The organism is Brevundimonas vancanneytii, assembly GCF_901421975.1.
Lineage (GTDB): Bacteria > Pseudomonadota > Alphaproteobacteria > Caulobacterales > Caulobacteraceae > Brevundimonas > Brevundimonas diminuta.
In genome coordinates this window covers 2,985,521-3,007,156 of sequence record NZ_LR588407.1, presented here as the reverse complement: position 1 = coordinate 3,007,156, position 21,636 = coordinate 2,985,521, and the positions used below count along the sequence as shown (strand labels likewise).

14 protein-coding genes and 1 tRNA gene are annotated in these 21,636 nt (G+C 68.0%); 9 read left to right on the top strand and 6 right to left on the bottom strand.

Features of this window, described 5'->3' with window-relative positions; all coding sequences use genetic code 11:
* Nucleotides 1-16: 16 nt before the first annotated feature.
* Nucleotides 17-1,903: a M20/M25/M40 family metallo-hydrolase gene (locus tag FGL25_RS14890; RefSeq protein WP_138142132.1), complete on the top strand. Its 1,887-nt coding sequence runs from the start codon at nt 17-19 to the stop codon at nt 1,901-1,903.
* 45 nt (nt 1,904-1,948) lie between these two features.
* Nucleotides 1,949-2,968, top strand: a complete 1,020-nt coding sequence (locus FGL25_RS14885; protein ID WP_138142131.1) for an NAD-dependent epimerase — start codon at nt 1,949-1,951, stop codon at nt 2,966-2,968.
* A 58-nt stretch (nt 2,969-3,026) separates the two neighbouring features.
* On the opposite strand, the gene FGL25_RS14880 is transcribed toward FGL25_RS14885, so the two are convergent.
* A tRNA-Ala gene (locus FGL25_RS14880) sits at nt 3,027-3,102 on the bottom strand.
* A 122-nt stretch (nt 3,103-3,224) separates the two neighbouring features.
* Here FGL25_RS14880 and FGL25_RS14875 point away from each other — a divergent pair.
* From FGL25_RS14875 to hisS, 5 genes are all read left to right on the top strand, one after another.
* On the top strand, nt 3,225-3,530 hold the full coding sequence (locus FGL25_RS14875; RefSeq protein ID WP_046653094.1) for a YggT family protein: 306 nt from the start codon (nt 3,225-3,227) through the stop codon (nt 3,528-3,530).
* A 147-nt stretch (nt 3,531-3,677) separates the two neighbouring features.
* Nucleotides 3,678-4,556: a 3-hydroxybutyryl-CoA dehydrogenase gene (locus FGL25_RS14870; protein ID WP_046653095.1), complete on the top strand. Its 879-nt coding sequence runs from the start codon at nt 3,678-3,680 to the stop codon at nt 4,554-4,556.
* The gene (locus FGL25_RS14865) at nt 4,556-5,122 is read left to right on the top strand and encodes a hypothetical protein (protein ID WP_252970209.1); all 567 of its coding nucleotides are present in this window, start codon (nt 4,556-4,558) and stop codon (nt 5,120-5,122) included. The genes FGL25_RS14870 and FGL25_RS14865 overlap by 1 nt, the downstream gene beginning before the upstream one ends.
* A gap of 60 nt (nt 5,123-5,182) precedes the next feature.
* Complete coding sequence (locus tag FGL25_RS14860) at nt 5,183-6,409, top strand: DUF418 domain-containing protein (protein WP_138142130.1); 1,227 nt, start codon at nt 5,183-5,185, stop codon at nt 6,407-6,409.
* 57 nt (nt 6,410-6,466) lie between these two features.
* Nucleotides 6,467-7,939 (top strand): histidine--tRNA ligase, encoded by a 1,473-nt coding sequence (hisS, locus tag FGL25_RS14855; protein ID WP_138142129.1) that lies wholly within the window; start codon nt 6,467-6,469, stop codon nt 7,937-7,939.
* Between the two features lie 372 nt (nt 7,940-8,311).
* Here the strand turns inward: hisS and FGL25_RS14850 are convergent, their stop codons facing one another.
* Nucleotides 8,312-10,438, bottom strand: a complete 2,127-nt coding sequence (locus FGL25_RS14850) for a M13 family metallopeptidase (RefSeq protein WP_138142128.1) — start codon at nt 10,436-10,438, stop codon at nt 8,312-8,314.
* A gap of 418 nt (nt 10,439-10,856) precedes the next feature.
* Between FGL25_RS14850 and FGL25_RS14845 the strand changes: the two genes are divergently transcribed.
* Both FGL25_RS14845 and FGL25_RS14840 read left to right on the top strand, forming a co-directional pair.
* Nucleotides 10,857-11,513, top strand: coding sequence for a TetR/AcrR family transcriptional regulator (locus FGL25_RS14845; RefSeq protein ID WP_076224466.1), 657 nt, complete (start codon nt 10,857-10,859; stop codon nt 11,511-11,513).
* Between the two features lie 160 nt (nt 11,514-11,673).
* Nucleotides 11,674-14,115, top strand: a complete 2,442-nt coding sequence (locus FGL25_RS14840; protein ID WP_138142127.1) for a membrane-bound PQQ-dependent dehydrogenase, glucose/quinate/shikimate family — start codon at nt 11,674-11,676, stop codon at nt 14,113-14,115.
* A 164-nt stretch (nt 14,116-14,279) separates the two neighbouring features.
* On the opposite strand, the gene FGL25_RS14835 is transcribed toward FGL25_RS14840, so the two are convergent.
* From FGL25_RS14835 to FGL25_RS14820, 4 genes are all read right to left on the bottom strand, one after another.
* Nucleotides 14,280-15,554: a glutamate-5-semialdehyde dehydrogenase gene (locus FGL25_RS14835; protein WP_138142126.1), complete on the bottom strand. Its 1,275-nt coding sequence runs from the start codon at nt 15,552-15,554 to the stop codon at nt 14,280-14,282.
* Nucleotides 15,551-16,720 carry a glutamate 5-kinase gene (gene proB, locus FGL25_RS14830; RefSeq protein WP_138142125.1) on the bottom strand — a complete coding sequence of 390 codons (1,170 nt, stop codon included), beginning with the start codon at nt 16,718-16,720 and terminating at the stop codon, nt 15,551-15,553. Before proB ends, FGL25_RS14835 begins: the two co-directional genes overlap by 4 nt.
* 188 nt (nt 16,721-16,908) lie before the next feature.
* Entirely contained in the window at nt 16,909-18,348 is a 1,440-nt protein-coding gene (locus tag FGL25_RS14825; RefSeq protein WP_138142124.1) for an efflux transporter outer membrane subunit, read from the bottom strand.
* 1 nt (nt 18,349) lies between these two features.
* Nucleotides 18,350-21,619, bottom strand: a complete 3,270-nt coding sequence (locus FGL25_RS14820; protein WP_040346509.1) for an efflux RND transporter permease subunit — start codon at nt 21,617-21,619, stop codon at nt 18,350-18,352.
* Between the last annotated feature and the right edge of the window lie 17 nt (nt 21,620-21,636).

Below are 21,636 nucleotides of genomic sequence, written 5' to 3'. Positions count from 1 at the left end.
TCGGGGAGGATCTCATATGCGGCTGGCCTTGCTGTTCGGATCGCTGACGCTCGCCTTCTTGCTGGCGGTGTGGACCACCCAGGCGCCGAAGCCGCGCGCGGCGGACGCGCCCGCCGTCGCCTTCTCGGCCGCGCGGGCCATGACCGACATCGAACAGATCGCCCGCGCGCCGCACCCGGTCGGTTCGCCCGAGCACGCGCGGGTCCGCGCCTATCTGAGCGCCCGGCTGACGCAGCTGGGACTGGAAGTCAGCGAGCAGGCCGGGCCGTTGTCGCCCGCCTCGGTCAAGCGGCTGGCGCGCGCGGGCGGCGATCCGGCGGCGGCGGACAATCAGGCGGTCAATCTGATCGGCGTCCTGCCCGGAAAAGACCGCAGCCAGCCCGCCGTCATGCTGATGGCCCACTATGACACCGTGGTCGGCTCGCCCGGCGCGGCCGACGATTCCGCCGGGGTCGCCGCCATTCTGGAAGTAGTGCGGGCGATCAAGGCGCGCGGTCCGGTCGAGCGTGATCTGGTCGTCCTGCTGACCGACGCCGAGGAGCTGGGTCTGGACGGGGCGCGGGTCTTCTTCGGCGGCCATCCCCTGCGCGACCGCATCGGGGCGGTGGTGAACCTTGAGGCGCGCGGCGGCGGCGGCCGCGCCGCCATGTTCGAGACCGGGCGTGAGGCCGGCCCGACCGTGCAGCTGTTCCGTCGTGCGGCGGCCAGGGCCGACGGCGGGACCACCGCCACCTCCATCGCCGCCTTCATGTACGAGCGGATGCCCAACGGCACCGACTTCACCGTGCCCAAGGATCGGGGGATCGGCGGGTTGAACCTGGCCTTCATCGGCCGCCCGGATCAGTACCATTCGGCCAACGCCACGCCCGCCAACCTGGATCGGGGCGCGGTCCAGCATCTGGGCTCCCAGGCGCTGGAGGCGGCCGATGCGCTGGCGCGCGCGTCCAGCCTGCCGGCCAAGGGCGAGAACCTGGTCTACTCAGACGTCTTCGGTCGCTGGATGATCGCCCATGCGCAAGGAACCGGCTGGGTTCTGCTGGCGCTGGCGGCGGCGTTCGGCGGTTTCGCCGCCTGGCGGGCGCGGCGCCGGGCGGGACTGACGGCGGGGCGGGTCGGCTTGGGCGTGTTGGACGGGCTGTGGTTCCTGACCGGGGGCGTGATCCTGGTGCAGGCGGCGCGCCTGCTGGCCGGGCCGCTATCGAGCCGCGCCGATTCGCCGGACGTCTACTACACTCTGCTGCGCCGCCTGCCGTGGATGGAGGCGGGGGCGACGCTGACGATCATCGCCCTGGCCTTGGTCCTGCTGACCGGCGCGCGCCGGGCGCGGCCGCGCGTGATCGGGGGGGCGTTCGCCGTCTTGACCGCCGTCGTCCTGCTGGTCGGCGGGTTCAGTCCGGTGATGCTGGGGCTGGGCGTGGCCGCCATCATCCTGTCGCTGTGGCCAGGCCGCGCTGAGCGTTCGGCCTGGGGCGGCTGGCTGGGTCTGATCGCCCTGATCTTCGTCTTTGGTTGCGCCTTGCAGGGCGCAGCGCCTGAAGCGGCCCTGCTGTTCGTCTGGCCGGTGTTGCTGGCCGCGACGGCGGCGGCCCTGGCGGCCTTGATCGACCCCGACCTGACGCGGCCGCTCGGCCTTCTGCCCGTCGTCGTGGCGACCGTACTGGGCGGCGCCTGGCTGCTGGGGATCGGCCATTTTGTCTTCCTGGGCGTCGGGATGGACATGCCGGGCGCCCTGGCCTTGATCGCCTTGCTGGTCCTGCTGTTCGCCCGGCCTCTGGCGCCGGGCGCGAAGGCGGCGCGCCTGGTGCTGTTGGCGGCGGCGGCCTGTCTGATCGCGGGCGTCGGGCTGAATGTTTCGGCCCAGCTGCTGGCGCCGTCGCCCGCCGTGGCGGAGGCCTTGCCCTAGACGGGCGCTGGCGTCGGACCGCGCGACCGTTTATCGCAGCCGATCATGAGCGATCCTGTCCTGGTCACCGGCTCCGCCGGCTTCATCGGTTTCCACACCGCCCGGCGTCTTCTGGAGCGGGGCGAGAGCGTCATCGGCCTGGACAACCTCAACGCCTATTACGATCCGGCGCTGAAGCAGGCGCGGCTGGCCCAGCTTCAGGCCTATCCGAACTATCGTCATTACACGCTGGACCTGGCTGATCGCGACGGCGTCGCCGCCCTGTTCGCCGAGCACAAGCCGCGCCGGGTGGTCCACCTCGCCGCCCAGGCGGGCGTCCGCTACAGCCTGGAAGCGCCCGAGACCTATGTCGATTCCAACGTCGTCGGCTTCCTCAGCATCCTGGAAGGCTGCCGCGCGGTCGAGGCGGCCAACCTGGTCTTCGCCTCGACCAGTTCGGTGTTCGGGGCCAACCGCGCCCTGCCGTTCTCGGTGCGCCGGCCGGCCGATCATCCGCTGACCGTCTATGCCGCGACCAAGCTGGCCAATGAGGCCATGGCCCACTCCTACGCCCACCTGTTCGGCTTTCCGGCGACGGGCCTGCGCTTCTTCACCGTCTACGGGCCGTGGGGCCGCCCGGACATGGCCCTGTTCAAATTCACCCGCGCCATCCTGAAGGACGAGCCGATCGACGTGTATGGCGAGGGACGGATGAGCCGCGACTTCACCTATGTCGACGACATCGTCACCGGCGTGATCGCCGCTCTGGACCGTCCCGCCGCGATCGATCCGGCGTGGGACGCGACCGCCCCCAATCCGGCGACCAGCGGCGTCGCGCCCTGGCGCATCCTGAACCTGGGCGCGGGCCGTCCCGTGCCGCTGATGCGCTACATCGAAGTGCTGGAGACCAAGCTGGGCCGCAAGGCCAAGCTGAACCTGATGCCCATGCAGGACGGCGACGTGGCCGACACCGAAGCCGACGTGACCGACACCCTGGCCGCTCTCGACTACGCCCCGTCGACCCCCGTGGAGGAGGGCGTCGCCCGCTTCGTCGACTGGTACTGCAACTTCTACCGCGAAAATTGAGGCGCACAGGCGGTCGCCCTGGAGGGCTGGCTCACGTAATGATTTCGCAGAGATGCCTTGGTGGAGCCGAGGGGAGTCGAACCCCTGACCTCGTCATTGCGAACGACGCGCTCTACCAACTGAGCTACGGCCCCGACCGACAGGCAGGGGCGGGACATAGAAGCGTCCAGGGGGGCGTGTCAACGGGCCGCGCACGAATCCTTGGCGATCCGCGGCGGGGCCGCTAGAAGCGGCGTGAACGAAGCAGGAGTTTCTCATGGGTTTCGCCCTTGTCTGGCTGGTGAACGCCGTCGTCACCTTGATGATCTGGTGCATCATCGCCTCGGCGATCCTGAGCTGGCTGTTCGCCTTCGACGTGATCAATCCGCGCAATCGCTTCGTGGGCCAGATCGCCTATGTGCTGGATACGGTGACGCGGCCGATCCTGGGACCGCTCCAGCGGGTGGTGCCGTCGCTGGGCGGCATCGACATAACGCCGATCATCGCCTTGCTGGCGCTGCAGTTCCTGAGCGTGCTGTTCAATCGGACGGTCGCGCCCATGCTCATCATGTCGCTGGGCTAAGGCGGGCGAGACGGGGCGCCGTTGAATGCGGGCCACGGGGGCGAGGGATTCGGCGTTCGGCCTCCATTTCCGCCCTTGCGTGGCGCGAACGGGCTCCTAAGGTGCCGAGGATGGGTTCCCTAACGGACCGGATTTTACGCGTAATTCATGACCACGATCAGGACAGTCGCCGTCATCGGCGCCGGGCAAATGGGTTCGGGCATCGCTCAGGTGGTGGCCGCCGGCGGCTATGAGGTGAAGCTGTACGACATCGCGTCGGACCGCGTGACCCTGGCCCTGGGCGAGATCGCGGCCAGCCTGGCGCGACGCGCGGCGCGTGGCCTGTCGAGCGAGGCGGAGGCCCAGGCCGCGCTTCAGCGCATCACCGCCGTGAAAACCCTGGCCGAGGCGGCTGAGGCGGATCTGATCATCGAGGCCGCGTCCGAGGAGGAAGCGGTCAAGAAGGGCGTCTTCACCGAGCTGACGCCGCTTCTGGGGCCCGATACGCTGCTGGCGTCCAACACCTCCTCGATCTCCATCACCCGCCTGGCCTCGGTTACCGATCGGCCTGAGCGCTTCATCGGCCTGCACTTCATGAAGCCGGCGCCGACGATGAAACTGGTCGAACTGGTGCGCGGCATCGCCACCTCGGCCTCGACCTTCGAGACGGCGGTCGCCTTCGCCGAGAGCCTGGGCAAGATCATCACGGAGTCCGAGGACTTCCCCGCCTTCATCGTCAACCGCATCCTGGTGCCGATGATGAACGAGGCGGTCTATGTGCTGTACGAAGGCGTCGGCGACGTGGTCTCGATCGACAAGGCGCTGAAGCTGGGCGCCAACCATCCGATGGGACCGCTGGAGCTGGCGGACTTCATGGGGCTGGACGTGGCCCTGGCCATCATGAACGTGCTGTATGACGGCCTGGCCGACAGCAAGTATCGGCCCTGTCCGCTGCTGGTGAAGTATGTCGAGGCCGGCTGGCTGGGCAAGAAGAGCGGGCGCGGCTTCTACGACTATTCCGGCGAGACGCCGGTTCCGACCCGCTGATGGCCGTCGCTTTTCCTTCTCTTCCGGGCCTGAAGCGCGTGGCGCCGCGGCGCGGTGCGGGCGCCCTGGTTCCGGCCGCCCTGGCGGCGGCGGCCTGGCCTCCGGTGATCCTGACCCTGTTCATCTGGCCGCCCGAGAACTGGTGGTCGGGCGTGGATACGGACTGGCGGCTGGTGATGCTGGCGGTCGGACTGATCGCGGCGCCGACAGGTCTCTGGCTGCTGCTCGACAGCCACGGCAAGACCGGGCGCCCGTCGACGCGGCTGGGCGTGGTTTGCCGCTTCACCGTGTTCGGCGGCCTGCTGGCGGCGGCGATGCAGACGGTCATGGCCGTGATCATGGCGGGCCTGGCGGGCGCCGCCTCGCAGAGCCTCGTCCAGGGCGTGGGCGCGATCGAGACGGCCTTGCTGATCTATGGCGTCGGCGGCCTGCCGCTGGCGGTCATGATGGGCGTCAGCTACGCCCTGTGGGGCGGCCTGTGCGTGGCCTATCTGGGCTTTGTCCCGGCGCCGACGGTCAAGAACCGCATGGGCGTCCTGGCCGAACGGGACGTTACGGGGATTTAACGTGAAGCGAAGCGGCCGTCCCGACTAAGCCTCGACCTCTTCACCAGAACAGGGACGAGCATGAGGGATCAGGTCGAGACGGTTCAGCCGAAGCCGGTGGCGGCGGATCAGCGGGTCGTGACGCTGGACGTGCTGCGCGGCGCGGCGGTTCTCGGAATCCTAGCGGTCAATGCCGCCTTCTTCTCCTTGCCGCTGGAAGCTCTGGACATGGCGCCGGAGCAGTCGCCCTTTCCCGCCGTGCCGGGCGCGTCGGGCGTGGCGCAGTGGGTCGTCGATGTCTTCTTCACCCAGAAGTTCGTGACCCTGTTCTCCATGCTGTTCGGCGTGTCCATCTTCCTGGTCGGCGGCGAGCGCGGTGATGAGGCGAAGGGGCGCGTTCTACGCCGTCGCCTGATGTTCCTGGCGCTGTTCGGCCTGATTCATGGTGCGGCCTTCTGGTACGGCGACATCCTGCTGCTCTACGCCTGGTCGGGGCTGTTCGTGATGTTGATGCGATCCATGTCGGCCAAGTCGCTGATCTGGATCGGCGCCGGCGCCACAGTGTTTCTGGCGACCTTGCAGGCGGCCTTTGTGCTGGCCATAGTTCACTTCCCGGAGGTTATGGCCGGCCTGAACGAAAGCGTATCCGACACCGCGGTCGCTGATGCGATCGCCGCCTATCAGAGCGGCTGGGCGGGGGCGATGCTGCAGAACCTGAAGGCCTGGGGTTTCGCAACGACTGCGAGCCTGTTGATGTATGTCTTCTCGATCGTGCCGTTGATGATGCTGGGGATGGGCCTGTTCAAGGCCGGCTTCTTCCACGGCCGGGTTCCGACGTGGATCTATCTGGCGCTGATCGCAGGCGGGGCGACGGTGCTGACTCTTCTGGGCGTGCTGCAATGGCGCGAGCTCCAGGTCGGGCCGGTTGCGGAGGGGACGGGCGGATGGGCCGCCGTGGCGGAGTCCTATCCGCTGATCATCACCCTGGCCTACGCTTCGGCGCTGATCCTGGCGACGACGCGCGGCGTGGGTTGGCTGCGCAAGGCGTTGGCGCCGGTGGGGCGGATGGCCTTCACCAACTATCTGACCCAGACCCTGATCATGACGACGATCTTCTACATGCCGTGGGGGCCGCGTCTGTTCGGTCAGGTCGACTATCCGATGCAGTGGGCCATCGTCGTCGGCGTCTGGGCGCTGCAGCTGATCTGGTCGCCGCTGTGGCTGTCGAAGTTCACCATGGGGCCGTTGGAGTGGCTGTGGCGGCGTCTGAGCTATGGACGCGGTCTGCCCCTGCGCCGTACGACCTGAGCGGGAAGGGGCGGCGGCGAGTTGCGGCGACGGAACTGATGGCTTAATCGCCGCTTCATGACCGACGAAGCCTCCAACCGCCCCGAAGCTCGCGCGCCGCGCGGGTTCGCCGACCGTCGCGGCCGCGACCTGACCGCCGAGCGCCGCATCGTCGCGCGCGTGTCCGAGGTCTATGAGCGCTGGGGCTTCGAGGCGCTTGAGACGCCAGCCTTCGAATACGCCGACGCGCTGGGCAAATTCCTGCCGGACGCCGACCGCCCGAACGAAGGCGTATTCGCGCTTCAGGACGACGACGATCAGTGGATGGCCCTGCGCTACGACCACACGGCGCCGCTGGCCCGTTTCGCCGCCCAGAACTGGGAGACCCTGCCCAAGCCGTTCCGCCGCTACGCCTATGGGCCGGTGTGGCGCAATGAGAAGCCGGGGCCGGGCCGCTTCCGCGAGTTCTGGCAGTGCGACGCCGACACGGTCGGCTCCGACCGACCCGAGGCCGACGCCGAGATCATCGCCATGGGCTGCGAGGGCCTGCGCGCCGCGGGTCTGGCGGCCGGGCAGGCGGTGATCCGCGTCTCCAACCGCAAGCTGTTCGACGGCCTGTTCGACGCGGGCGGGATCACGGATCCTGTGCAGCGGCTGACGGCCCTGCGCGCGGTGGACAAGTATGACCGCCTCGGCGTCGAGGGCGTGCGCCTGCTGCTGGGCGAGGGCCGTCTGGACGAGTCCGGCGACTACACCAAGGGCGCGAACCTGCCTTCCTCGGTGATCGGGGCGATCGAAGCGTTTCTGGCTTCGGCCGAGACGCCGGGGCTCAGCCGCGCGGGCGTGCTGGACGCCGTGTCCGGCGCGGCCTTGGGCGCGGCGGGCGAAGAAGCGCTGAAGGAGCTGGCCGCCATCGACCGCGCCCTGAACGCCATGGGCGTGTCGCAGGACGACGTGCGCTTCGACCCGACCATCGTGCGCGGGCTGGAATACTACACCGGCGCGGTGTTCGAGGCCGAACTGCTGCTCGACACCAAGGACGAGAAGGGCCGCACAGTGCGCTTCGGCTCGATCGGCGGCGGCGGGCGCTATGACGACCTGGTGTCGCGTTTCACCGGCCAGTCGACCCCGGCGACGGGTTTCTCGTTCGGCGTGTCGCGTCTGGCCTCGGCCCTGCGCGCGGCCGGTCGCGGCGCCGAGGACGAGACGCGCGGGCCGGTGGTGGCCATCGTCTTCTCCGAGGACGACATGCAGCACTATCTCGACGCCGTGTCCGAACTGCGCGCGGCGGGCGTTCCGGCCGAGCTGTATCTGGGCCGGGCGGGCATGAAGGCGCAGATGAAGTACGCCGACCGTCGCGGGGCCCCTGCCGCCGTCATCCTGGGCGGAGACGAGATCGCCGCCGGGCAGGTGACGATCAAGGATCTGGACGCCGGACGCGCCCGCGCCGCCGCCATCACGGACAATAACGCCTGGAAGGCCGAGCGTCCGGGGCAGCAGACCGTAGCCCGCGATCAACTGGTCGCGGTGGTCCGTTCTATTATCGAATAAGTTTCGATAATATCCCTGACGAAGACGTGACTTATCAACGTTCAGTTACGAAAGAACGCTCTTTCGATAGAGGCTTGATTGACTTGACCCCCTCGATGGCGTCATTTGGTCTCACTCAAGAGGCGCAGCGCTCAGCCGCAGCGACATCTTGAAGGCGTTTCGGGGAGGAAACGTCCGCTCCTGAGAGAGCGAGAAGGCCCGCTGCGATGTATCCCCCGCAGCGGGCTTTTTCATGCCTGGAAGCCAAGAATTTTATCGAAGAGTGTTCGATATAGGGGCGGTTTTGGCATGGAGGAGCGTCGGGAGACAGCGCCATGAAAAAGGGCCGGAGCGTCGCCGCTCCGGCTCTCTTCGTTCAGCAGGCGCGGCGTCCTACCAGATGCGGACGCGCTCTTCCGGCGACAGGTAGTATTTGGTCCCCGGCTTGACGCCGAAGGCGTCGTACCAGGCGTCGATGTTGCGGACCGGACCGATCACGCGGAATTCGGCCGGGCTGTGCGGATCGGTGGCGATCTGATTGATCAGCGCGTCGTGACGGTATTTGGACTGCCAGACCTGGGCCCAGCCGTAGAAGAAGCGCTGGTCGCCGGTCGTGCCGTCGATCACCGGGGCGGGCTGGCCCTTCAATGACAGGTGATAGGCCTCCAGACCGACCGCCGTACCGGCGGCGTCGCCGATGTTCTCGCCCATGGTCAGGCCGCCCTGGACGGGGTGGCCGGGGACGGGTTCGAATTGGTCGTACTGGGCGCCCAGACGCTTGGTCAGGCTTTCGAAATTGGCCTTGTCCTGTTCCGTCCACCAGTTGCGAAGCACGCCGTCGCCGTCGGACTTGGAGCCCTGGTCGTCGAAGCCGTGGCCGATCTCGTGGCCGATCACACCGCCGATGCCGCCGTAGTTGACGGCCGGGTCCGCATCCGGGTCGAAGAAGGGCGGCTGCAGGATGGCGGCGGGGAAGACGATCTCGTTATTGGCCGAGTTGTAATAGGCGTTCACCGTCTGGGGCGTCATGCCCCACTCGTCCTTGTCGACCGGCTGGTCCAGGCGCGACAGGCGGTAGTTCCACTGGAACTGGCCCATGCGCTGGCTGTTGCCAAACAGGTCGTCGGCCTTGATCTCGAGCGCCGTATAGTCGCGCCACTTGTTCGGATAGCCGATCTTGACGGTGAACTTCCGCAGCTTCTCCTGAGCGGCCGCCTTCGTCTCCACGCCCATCCAGGTCAGGTTGTCGATGCGGTGCGACAGGGCGGTGCGCAGGTTGGCGACCAGCTCTTCCATCTTGGCCTTGGATTCGGCCGGGAAGTATTCGGCGACATAGAGACGGCCCGCGGCCTCGCCCAGGGCGCCCTCGGCGAAGCTGATGGCGCGCTTCTCACGGCTGCGCTGTTCGGGCTGGCCGGCCAGGTCGCGCGAATGGAACGCCCACTGGGCGTCCGAGAAGCGTTGCGACAGCATGGGGGCGGCGTCGTCCGTGGTGTGGAAGGCCTGCCACGCCTGCAGGGTCGCCACCGGCGTCTCGGCGAAGATGGCGGCCATCTTCGGCATGGCCGTGTTCTGGCGCACGATCACGCGGTCGACCGCGCCCAGACCGGCGGCGTTGAAATAGCCGGCCCAATCGAAGCCGGGCGCTTCGGCGGCCAGGGTCTGGATCGAATAGGGGTTGTAGGTCTTGTCGCGGTTGCGGTTCTCGATCGGGGTCCAGTGCGCCTCGGCGATCCGGTCTTCCAGGGCGACGATGGCGGCGGCCGAAGCGGCCGGGTCGGTCCAGCCGATGTAGGTCAGCATCTGCTCGATATAGGCCTGATACTTCTGCTTCTTGTCGGCGAAGCGGGCGTCCAGATAGTAGTCGCGGTTGGGCATCCCTAGGCCTGACTGGCCCGTGGTCACGGCGTAACGAGTGGGGTTCTTCTGGTCGATGGTGACGCCTGTGCCGAAGAAGGAGCCGCCTGCGCGCCCCTGGGTCTGGCCCATGTAGGCGGCGATCTTCTCATGGCTGTCCGCGGCGCGGATGGCGGCCAGATAGGGGGCCAGCGGCTGGGCGTCCAACTGGTCGACGCGGGCCTGATCGATGAAGGCGCGGTAGGCGTCGGCGATCTTCTGCTCGTCCGAACCGGAGGCCAGATCGGTGCGTGCGGCCAGGTCCGTCACCAGCTTCTTCATGCGGTTGTCCGACAGTTCGCGCAGCAGGGCGAACGAGCCGTAGGAGGTGCGGTCCGACGGGATGGTCAACTGGTCCAGCGCGGCGCCGTTGGCGTAGCGGAAGAAGCTGTCGCCCGGATCGACCGAGGTGTCGCGACCGGCCAGATCGAAGCCCCAGGTTCCGTATCGGGGCGCGTCCGTGCCCTGCCAGCCGGAGGCGCCGCCCTGGGCGGCCGGTGTCTGGAACAGTTCGAAGACGGTGCAGGCCTCGTCGATGCAGGCGTGGTCATGGCCGTCGTGGGCCAGGGCGGCAGCCGGCGCCAGAAGGGCGGCCGCAGCGACCCCCGCGAACAGTTTCTTCATTCTTGTTTCCTCATCTCGGACCCCAAGGGGCGCGCTGCCCAAAGCCTAGAGGCAGGGGCGATCCAGCGGTCTTAAAAAATTTTAGCGCGCCGCGCGAGGGCGGACTGAATTCCCTCTTCTGGGCCTTTGACCGCCGCAATGATGCTGAAGCGAAATAGACTGAGGCATAAAGCCAAGCTTTGAGCTGGAGAGCTTTCCTGACCTTGCGGCATCAGTAGAACTCCTTAGTCGTGTTGAACTCCTAAGCGTGGTGCGGCAGAGTTTTCTGCCGCCTGTGACCCATTTTGGTCATTGTTCGGTGATGAAAGTTCACCACTTCCTCCTAGGAGCATTCTCCCTTGTCCCAGGCTCGCGTCAGATCGACGGCGAGCCGCGATGAGGCGAACGCCGCACATAGATGAGTTTAGAGCCGCCGCCGATGCGTGAATCTTCCCAGTCCGCCCCTGCCGTCGCCGAAGCCGAAGTCCAGCCTCGGCTGAACCGCCGCCAGGCCGCCAAGGTGCGCACGCGTCAGAAGGTTCTGGACGCCGCCCGCACCCTCTTCGCCGAGCGCGGCTATGACGCCGCCACCATTCGCGACATCGCCAAGGGCGCCGGCATGTCGACCGGCGCGGTCTTCGCCAACTTCCAGGACAAGGCCGAGCTGTTCGAAGCCGTCTTCTCCGAAGAGATGGAAGGCCTGCTGCTCGACATCCGCACCGCCGCCGCCGAGGGCCGTGTCCTGGACCGCCTGTCGAACGGGCTGACTGCGGGCTATCACCGCTCGCTGGGCCATCTGCCGCTGATGCAGGCCATGGTGGCGCGTTCGTGGTTCCAGCCGGAAGACGCCGATTTGCGCTCGCGCGCGTTCGTCCGTCCCCTGGTCGAGGCCGTGGCCGAGATTCTGCAGGCCGGCGTGCGTGAAGGCGAGCTGCGCCAGGACGTGGACCTGCCCATGTTGGCGCGTCTGATCTGGGACGTCTTCATCAACAACTTCCGCTTCGCCGCCTATGACAACTGGGGCATCGAAGAGCTGACGCCGCATATCCGCAAGCAGCTGGAACTGATCCTGTCCAGCCAGCTGGCGCGCCAGTAAGGCTTAGCCAGAACCTGATTGAGGGCCGTACGCCGAACGGGCGTGCGGCCCTTTTTCCATGCGCTGATCGGATCGACTGGCGGTTTCTCCCGCCCCGATGGAACGGCGGTCTTGCTGGCGGGTTGCAGTCAAAGGCCAAGCTGAACGATGGGAGGGCGCCATGTCGTCCATTGAGCGCGGACGGGGCTTCGGCAGCGTTCTTGTCAGACTTCTAGGGATCATCATGGCCCTGATCGGGCTGGCGCTGACCATCGGCGGAGGCCAGCTGATCATGCTTGGCGGCTCGGCCTACTATCTGATTGTCGGTCTGTTGATGATCGTGTCGGGCGGGTTACTGGCCCTGCTCAGACCGTTCGGCGCATGGCTCTATGTCGCCATCTTCATCGGCACTGTAGTGTGGGCGCTGTGGGAGGTCGGGCTGAACGGCTGGGCTCTGGTCCCACGCGTGGTGGCGCCGCTGGTGCTGCTGATCGCCGTGGTGTGCAGCTTCCCGGTTCTAAAGCGCGAAGACGGCGGAGGCCGGCTGATGCTGGGCGGTCTGGCGGCCGTCGTGGTCTTCGGCCTGATCTCCGGCGTAGTGGTGGCCCAGGCGAACAAGGCGCGGGTGCTCAGCCCGGTTCCGGGCGCATCGAACGGCGGCGTGGGCGATCCTGCGATCCTGAAGGTCGGCGCCGACTGGCCCGCCTGGGGCGGCTCGGACAGCGCCCAGCGTTATTCCCCCCTGAAACAGATCAACAGGGACAATGTGAAGGGCCTTCAACGGGCCTGGACCTTCCGCACGGGCGACCTGCCGGATGAACGCTGGGGCGCCGAAACGACGCCGCTGAAGATCGGCGACACCCTTTACATGTGCTCGGCGCGTAACCGGCTGTTCGCGATCGACGCGGCGACGGGCAAGCAGAAGTGGACCTATGATCCCAAGGTCGCTGACGACCAGATTCCCTATACCGCCGCCTGCCGGGGCGTGACCTATTACGCCGCGCCTAATGTTGATGCGGCCCAGCCCTGCGCCACGCGGATTATCGAGGGCACGCTGGACGGGCGGTTGGTGGCGGTGGACGCGCGCACGGGCCTTCCCTGCGCGGGTTTCGGGACCAATGGCTCTGTCAGCATCAAGCACGGCATGGGCGATCCCTATCCGGGGATGGTGTCGATCACTTCGGCACCGGTCATAGTGCGCGGCGTGGTGGTTACGGGCCATCAGGTGCTGGACGGTCAGAAGCGGTGGAACGCCTCCGGCGTGATCCAAGGCTTTGACGCGGTGACGGGCGAGCTGCGCTTCGCCTGGGACATGATGCGGCCGGACATCACGACCCTGCCGCCGGAAGGCGAGACCTATACGCCGGGCACGCCGAACATGTGGACTACGGCCACGGCGGACGAGGCGCTGGGTCTGGTCTTCCTGCCGATGGGCAACTCCTCGGCTGACTATTATTCCGGCCTGCGCCGCCCGGCGGAGAACGAATACTCGACCTCACTGGTCGCGTTGGACGTGACCACGGGCAAGCCGCGCTGGCATTTCCAGACGGTGCGCAAGGATGTCTGGGACTATGACCTCGGCTCGCAGGCGACCCTGGTCGACATGCCGATCAACGGAGCCATGGTTCCGGCGGTGATTCTGCCGTCCAAGCAGGGCGACCTCTACATCCTGGATCGTCGCACTGGCCAACCGCTGCATAAGGTCGAGGAGCGTCGCGTGCCCCAAGGCGGCGTCGAGCCGTCGCAGCGCAGCCCGACCCAGCCCTTCTCCCTGTTCCACACGCTGAGGAAGGCGGACCTGACCGAACGCGACATGTGGGGCATGTCTCCGATCGACCAGATGGTCTGCCGCATCCAGTTTCGTCAGGCGGCCTATGATGGCTATTTCACGCCGCCGACGGCGGACCGCTATTGGATTCAGTATCCGGGTTACAACGGCGGCTCAGACTGGGGCGGCGTGGCGGTCGATCCGGCGCGCGGCGTGATCGTCGCCAACTACAATGACATGCCTAACCATAACCGCCTGGTGCCCCGCGCCGAGGCCGAACGTCTGGGCTGGTTCGCGCGCGACGATCCCCGCTATATCGAACGCGAGAAGGTTGCGGCGAACCGCGGCGGCAGTCTGTCGAAATCCAAGGCAGAGGGCGCGGGCGATCCGCAGATGGGCGTGCCCTACGCCATCGACGTCAACGCGGGCTGGCGGGTCAAGTTCACCGGCCTGCTGTGCAAACAGCCGCCTTATGGCGGGATGCGCGTCATCGACCTGAAGAGCGGCCGCACCCTGTGGGATCGGCCATTCGGCACGGCTAGGAAGAACGGGCCGTTCGGCATTCCGTCGATGTTGCCGCTGGAGATCGGCACGCCGAACAACGGCGGCTCGGCGGTGACGGCGGGCGGACTGATCTTCATCGCCGCCGCGACGGACGACCTCATCCGCGCTATCGACATCGAGACCGGCAAGACGGTGTGGTCGGACGTGCTTCCGGCAGGCGGCCAGGCCAATCCGATGATCTATGAGCAGAACGGCCGCCAGTATCTGGTCATCATGGCCGGCGGGCATCACTTCATGGAAACGCCGCGCGGGGACTACGTCGTCGCCTATGCGCTGCCGGAGAACAGATAGCCTTCACCCTCCCCTTCATGGGGAGGGTGGTTGAGATCGTTAGGCCGGAGCCGGGTGGGGCGCCCAGGGAGATCGAGCGCCGAGGCCAAGCTTGTTTGGTCCTCCCCACCCGGTCTCCGCTTCGCGTCGACATCCCTCCCCATGAAGCGGAGAGAGAAGGCGCATTACGGCCGAGTCTGGCCTTCTCCGCGCACCACATATTTGTAGGTGGTCAGTTGTTCGGCGCCGACCGGGCCGCGTGCGTGCAGCTTTGACGTTGAAATGCCGATCTCGCCGCCGAAGCCGAACTCTCCGCCGTCGGCGAACTGGGTCGAGGCGTTGATCAGGACGATGGCGCTGTCCACGCCCTCAGCGAAGCGGTCAACCGCCTTCTCGTCGGTGGTGACGATGGCCTCTGTGTGGCCCGAGCCGTATGCGCGGATGTGTGCGATCGCGCCGTCCACGCCGTCCACCACGCGCACGGACAGGATGGGGGCCAGGTATTCGGTCGTCCAGTCGGTCTCGACCGCCTCGACCATGTTCGGAACCAGTGCGCGCGCTTCGGCGTCGCCGCGCAGTTCGCATCCGGCGGCCGTCAGGTCGGCGGCGATGGCGGGCAGCAGGCGGCCCGCCATCGCGCGGTCCACCAGCAGGGTTTCGGTCGCGCCGCAGACGGAAACGCGGCGCATCTTGGCGTTCAGGGTCACGCGGCGGGCGACATCGAGGTCTGCGGCGGCGTCCAGATAGGTGTGGCACAGGCCTTCCAGATGGCCCAGCACCGGCGCCTTCGCCTCGGCCTGAATACGGGCGACCAGACTCTTGCCGCCGCGCGGGATGATCAGGTCGACGGCGCCGTTCAGGCCCGACAGGATGGCGCCGACGGCCTCGCGATCGGGGACGGGGACCAACTGGACGGCGTCGGCGGGCAGGCCCGCTTCGGCCACGGCGCGGGCGACGACGGCGGCGATGGCGCGTGATGAGTCCAGGCAGTCAGAGCCGCAGCGCAGGATCGCGGCGTTTCCGGACCGAATGCACAGGGCGGCGGCGTCGGCGGTGACGTTGGGGCGGCTCTCATAGATGACGGCCAGCACGCCGATCGGGGTGCGGACGCGGGCGATGTCCAGGCCGTTGGCCGGGGTCCAGCGGGCCATTTCGACGCCGACGGGATCGGGCTGGACGGCGATGGTTTCGACCGCGACGGCCATGCCCTCGATACGGGCAGGCGTCAGGGCCAGGCGGTCGATCAGGGCTTCGGACAGGCCGCCGTCGCGGGCGCGGGCCACATCGCGGGCGTTGGCGGCCAGGATGTCGGCCTCGGCGGCGCGCAAGGCTGTGGCGAGGCGGTGAAGCGCCTCGGTGCGGGCGTCGGGCGTCGTGGCGCGCAAGGCATCGGCGGCGGCGCGGGCGCGGCGGCCCATGTCGATCATCATGTCCAGCATGGCGGCGTCGAGGTCGCTCATCGGTCCTCCAGAACCAGATCGTCGCGGTGAATGACGACCGAGGGGCCGCGATAGCCCAGCAGGCTTTCGATCGCGTCGGAATGACGGCCGCGGATCAGGGCGATCTCATCGGCGGCGTAGGACGCCAGACCGACGCCCAGTCGCGCGCCGTCAGGCCCCGTCAGGCGTACGCTGTCGCCCTTGCCGAAATCGCCGCTGACGGCGACGACGCCGGAGGGCAGCAGGCTCTTTCCGGCCTGGAGAGCGGCGACGGCTCCGGCGTCCAGCGTGAGGGCGCCGCCGGGCGCCACGCTGCCCGCGATCCACTGCTTCCACGCCGCCAGGGGAGTGGCGGGGGCCAGGATCAGGCTCGCGCGGGCGCCGTCCAGCACCGCCCTCAACGGATGGTCGGTCAGGCCCGAGGCGATGACGGTGGCGCATCCGGCCGAGGCGGCGATCTGGGCCGCCGCCAGCTTGGTCGCCATGCCGCCTGTGCCGACCCCGGCCTGGGCGTTGGCGCCCGACGCCATCGACAGCACCTCGGGCGTCAAACGTTCGACCAGCGGCAGGTGTCGGGCGTGCGGGTCGCGACGCGGGTCGGCGGTGTAGAGGCCGTCCACATCGGACAGCAGGATCAGCAGATCGGCTCGGCCGAGTTGGGCCGCGCGGGCGGCCAGTCGGTCGTTGTCGCCATAGCGGATCTCTTCGGTGGCGACGGTGTCGTTTTCGTTGACCACAGGGATGACGCCGTGGGCCAGCAGGGCCTCCAGCGTGGCGCGGCCGTTGAGCCAGCGGCGCCGCCGTTCGGTGTCGTCGCGGGTCAGCAGCACCTGGCCTGCCATCAGGCCGTGGGGCGCCAGGGCCTCTTCCCAGGCGTGCATCAGCAGGGATTGGCCCACGGCGGCGGCGGCCTGTTTGTCCTGAAGGCGGCTGGTCGAGAGGTTCAGGCGTCCGCGTCCCAAGGCGACGGCGCCGGAGGAGACGACGATCACCTCGCGTCCGTCGCGGCGCAACTCGGCGATGTCGCCGGCCAGGTCGGCCAGCCAGTCGGCGGCGACGGCGCGACGCGCAGCGTCGAACAGCAGGGACGAGCCGATCTTGATCACCACTCGGCGCGCTTGGGCCAGGGCGGCGGCAGGCGAGGCGGCGGCCTCAAAGGCTGCGGGGAGGGGCGCTAAGGAGGTCACACAGCCTCCCTATCGCAAGATCGTCGTTTGAGCCAAGCTGTGAGCGACGATTATTCATATGAGTGCTGGCTTGTCGGTACTTGAATGAAGAATATTCTGTCTGTGCGGCGGCTTGGCGGAAAACCGCCAAAGAAAACGCCCGGCGGGCGAACCAGCCGGGCGTCCTAGTTTCAGCTTGAGGCTGAAGTTCAGGCTTCGGGATCGGGAGCCTGTTCCCAACCACCCGCCAAGGCCTTGAACAGGCCGATCTGGTAGGTGACGACCTGGGCTTCCGAAGCGGCCAGGGCGGCGTCGGCGCCGGCCAGGGTGCGCTCGGAATCGAGCACCGTCAGGAAGCTGTCGGCGCCGGCGTCGAAGCGCAGGCGCGACAGGCGCGCCGCCGTAGCCGCTTGATCCCGCGCGGTGCGCAGGGCCGTGCGGCGGTCCAGCTCGTTGGCGTAGGCGCTGAGCGCCGTCTCGGTCTCCTGCAGCGCCGTCAGCACGGTCTGGTCGAAGGTCGCCAGGGCCGCGTCCGACTGGGCGCCGGCCTGCTTGATCCGGGCCCGTGCCGCCCAGACGTTGGGGAAGGACCAGGAGATCAGCGGGCCGACGCTGAAGCGGAAGTTGGCGTCCTCGCCCAGGTCCGAGGCGTCGAGCGCCGTCGAGCCCAGCGACCCGCCCAGGCGGATGCTTGGGTAGAGGCCGGCGGTGGCGACGTTGACGCGAGCGGCGGCGGCCGACAGGCGGGCCTCCGCCTGACGCACGTCGGGACGACGGGCCAGAAGCGCGGCGCCGTCGCCGACCGGAATCGGCTGCGACAGCTGCGGCGGGGACTGGCAGGCGCGAGCCGCCTCGCTGGCCTCGGCCGGGGTGCGGCCGGTCAGGGTGGCCAGGCGGAACAAGGCGCCGTCGCGCGACGCCCGCAGGGGCGGCAGGCTGGCGCGGGTCTGTTCCAGGGCGGCGCGGGCGCGGGCGACGTCCAGGCCGTTGCCGGCGCCCCCGTCCAGCAGGCGCTGGGTCAGGTCGACCGTTTTGGCCTGCAGGTCGATGGTCCGTTCGGCCACGGCGATCTGGGCGTTGGCCGAGCAGGTGTCGGCGTAGGCCCGGGCCGTTTCGGCCGCGACCGTCACCCGCACGACCTCCAGGGCGGCGGCGGCGGCGGCCACGTCGCCCCGCGCGGCGCGGATGGACGACTCCACCCGGCCGAACAGGTCGATCTCATAGGCCACGTCCAGGCCGACGTCATAGGTGTCGACCTCCGGCAGCTTGGCGCCGCCGGCGGTGGGCACGGTGTCGGTCGAGGCCCGGCTGCGGTTGTAGGCGGCCGAGGTCGTGGTGGTCGGGAACCGGCCCGAGCGGGCTTCGGACAGCGAGGCCCGGACGGCGCGCAGATTGGCCGCGGCCGCCTCCAGCTCGTTGTTCTCGGTCAGGGCTTGCTGGATCAGGCCGTCGAGGGTCGGATCCTGATACAGCCGCCACCAGTCGTCGCGGGCCGCCTCGGTCGAAACCGAGGCGGATTGCGAGCCGACGAAGGCGCCCTGGCCTTCGGCCGGGATCGTGGGGAGCGGCGCCTTGGGGCCCACCGCGCAAGCGGCGAGCAGGGCCGCCGACCCTGCGGCGGTCAGCAGAGTGCGGAGTTTGCCGTTCATTTTACGCATCTCCCTGGCGCGGAGCGGCGGGAGCCGGTTCCGGGCCGTCGGGGTCAAAGGGGTCGTGCGGCGGAGCGCCGAAGCTGGTGGGGAGCTCGCGCTCCTTGCCCGGCGCCTTGGGCAGCTTGCCCGCCATCCAGCGACAGATGACGTAGAAGACGGGGGTGAAGATCAGACCGAAGAAGGTCACCCCCAGCATCCCATAGACCACCGCGATGCCCAGGGCGTTCTGCATCTCCGAGCCGGGGCCCGTGGCGATGGCCAGGGGCAGCACGCCGAAGATGAAGGCGAACGAGGTCATCAGGATCGGGCGCAGACGCTGGCGCGCGGCCTGGACGGCGGCGTCCCAACGGTTCAGGCCCTCTTCGTCCTCGGCCTGCTTGGCGAACTCCACGATCAGGATGGCGTTCTTGGCCGCCAGGGCGATCAGGACCACCAGGCCGACCTGGGTCAGGATGTTGTTGTCCAGACCATGCAGGTTCACCCCGATAATGGCCGCCAGGATACACATCGGCACGATCAGGATGACCGCCAGCGGCAGGGTGAAGGCCTCATACTGAGCGGCCAGCACCAGGAAGACGAACACCACCGCCATGATGAAGATGATGGTCGCGCCGCCCGCCGCCTGCTTCTCCTGCAGGGCGATTTCGGTCCACTCGTAGCTGAAGCCTTCCGGCAGGGTCTGGGCCGCCAGCTGCTCCATCGTGGCGATGGCGTCGCCGGTCGACACGCCGGGCGCCGCTTCACCCTGCAGTTCCGAAGCCGGGAACAGGTTGTAGCGGACCACGCGCGCCGGGCCGGAATCGTCGGCCAGGGTCGCCACCGAACCGATCGGCACCATCCCGCCCGAGCCCGAACGGACCTTCAGGTTGGCGATATCGGCCAGCTCGTCGCGATAGGCGGGCTCAGCTTGGGCGGTCACACGGAAGGTGCGGCCCAGGAAGTTGAAGTCGTTGACGTAGGTCGAGCCGAGGTAGGTGCCCAGGGTGCTGAACACGGTCGAGGGCTGGACGCCCATCAGCAGGGCCTTGTCGCGGTCGACTTCGGCGGCGATGCGCGGCGAGCCGGTGTTGTAGAGGCTGAACACCTGCTGCACCTGATCCGGCGCCTGGGCGGCCGCGCCCATCATGGCGAAGGTCGCGCCTTCCAGAGCCTTGAAGCCGGCGCCGGAACGGTCCTGGATCATCATCTTGAAGCCCGAGCCGGTGCCCATGCCCTGAACGGGCGGGGGCGACAGCATGAAGATGCTGGCTTCCTCGATGACGCCGGTCGCCCCGCTGAGCGCGCCGGCCAGGGCCGAGGCTTCCAGTTCGGGCGTGGTGCGCTCTTCATAGTCCTTGAGCTTGATGAACATGGTGGCGGCGTTGGACGACAGCGAGAAGCTGGAGCCGTCCAGGCCGGCGAAGGCGGTGACTTCCTGCACGCCGTCGGCCTTGCGGACGATGTCCACGGCCTTGTTCATGGCGGCCTTGGTGCGTTCCAGCGAGGCGCCCGGCGGAAGCTGGACGACGCCGATCAGCACGCCCTGGTCCTGGTCCGGGATGAAGCCGGTCGGGGTGTCGGCCATGCGCCAGCCCGTCAGCGCCAGCAGGGCGGCGTAGATGACGAGCATGATGGTGACCATGCGGATCAGCTTGGCCGTCAGGCGGCCGTAGCGGTCCGAGACCCAGTCGAAGCCTTCGTTGAACTTGGCCCCGGCCCAGCCGAGGTAATAAGTCACCGTGCCGAACAGGCCCGGCTTGCGGTGATGGTCGTGCTCCTTGTGCGGCTTCAGCAGAAGCGCGGCCAGGGCTGGCGACAGCGTCAGCGACACCAGAAGCGAGATCAGAGTCGCCGAGGCGATGGTGACGGCGAACTGACGGAAGAAGATGCCGGGGATGCCGGGAACGAAGGCCGTCGGCACGAACACCGAGGTCAGCACCAGGGAGATGGCGATCAGGGCGCCCGACACTTCCTGCATCGAGCGGTAGGCCGCTTCCTTGGGCGTCAGACCCTCGCGGATGTAGCGCTCGACGTTCTCGACCACGATGATGGCGTCGTCGACGACGATGCCGACGGCCAGAACCAGGGCGAACAGCGACAGGGAGTTGATCGAATAGCCCAGGGCCAGCTGCACCGCGAAGGTGCCGACCAGGGCCACCGGGATGGCGATGATGGGGATGATGGCCGCGCGCCAGGTCTGCAGGAAGACCAGGATGACGATCATCACCAGGAAGACGGCTTCGATCAGCACGTGCTCCACGGCCGAGACCGAGGCGGCGACGTATTCCGTCGGGTTATAGGGGATGGCGTACTTCACGCCGGGCGGGAAGTCGGCCTTGATGGCGTCCAGCTCGGCGATGACCGCCTTGGCGGTCGACAGGGCGTTGGAGCCCGGCTGCTGGATGACGGCGATGCCGACGCCGCGCTGGCCGTTGAAGTAGCCTTCGACGCCGTAGATTTCCGAACCCAGCTCGATGCGGGCGACGTCGCTGACGCGGGTCACGCGCCCTTGAGCATCGGTCTTGAGCACGACCTTGCCGAACTCTTCCGGAGCCGACAGACGGCCCTCGACCTGAACCGGCAGCTCGAAGGCGGCGGCGTTGGTCGGGAAGGGAGGCTGGCCGATCGAACCGCCGGCGGCCTGGACGTTCTGGGCCTGCAGGGCGGCGACGATCTCGGGCGCGGTCAGGTCGCGTGCGGCCGCCTTGGCCGGATCGATCCAGATGCGCATGGAGTAGTTGCCGCCGCCGAAGACCTGGATGCCGCCGACGCCGTCGATCCGCAGCAGGCGGTCGCGGATCGTCGACTGGGCCATGTTGCCCAGATAGTCGCTGTCGATGCCGGGATCGTCGGACGTCAGCGAGGCCAGCATCAGGAAGCCGGTCGACTCCTTGTTGACGACGACGCCGACCTGACGGACCTGCGCCGGAAGGCGCGGCTCGGCCAGGGCGACCCGGTTCTGGACCAGCACCTGGGCGGTGTCGAGGTCGGTGCCGGGCTGGAAAGTCACGGTCACGGTGACCCGGCCGTCCGAGGTGGACGACGAGGTCATGTAAAGCATGTTCTCGACGCCGTTGATCTCCTGTTCGAGCGGCGCGGCGACCGTTTCGGACAGGGTTTCAGCCGAAGCGCCGGCGTAGGAGGCGTTCACGCTGATCGTCGGCGGCGCGATGTCCGGATACTGCGCGAGCGGCAGCATCGGCATGGCGAAGGCGCCGATCAGGGTGATGAAGACCGAGATCACGATCGCGAAGATCGGCCGGTCGATGAAGAAGCGGGATATGTTCATGGATCAGGTTCCGGCTC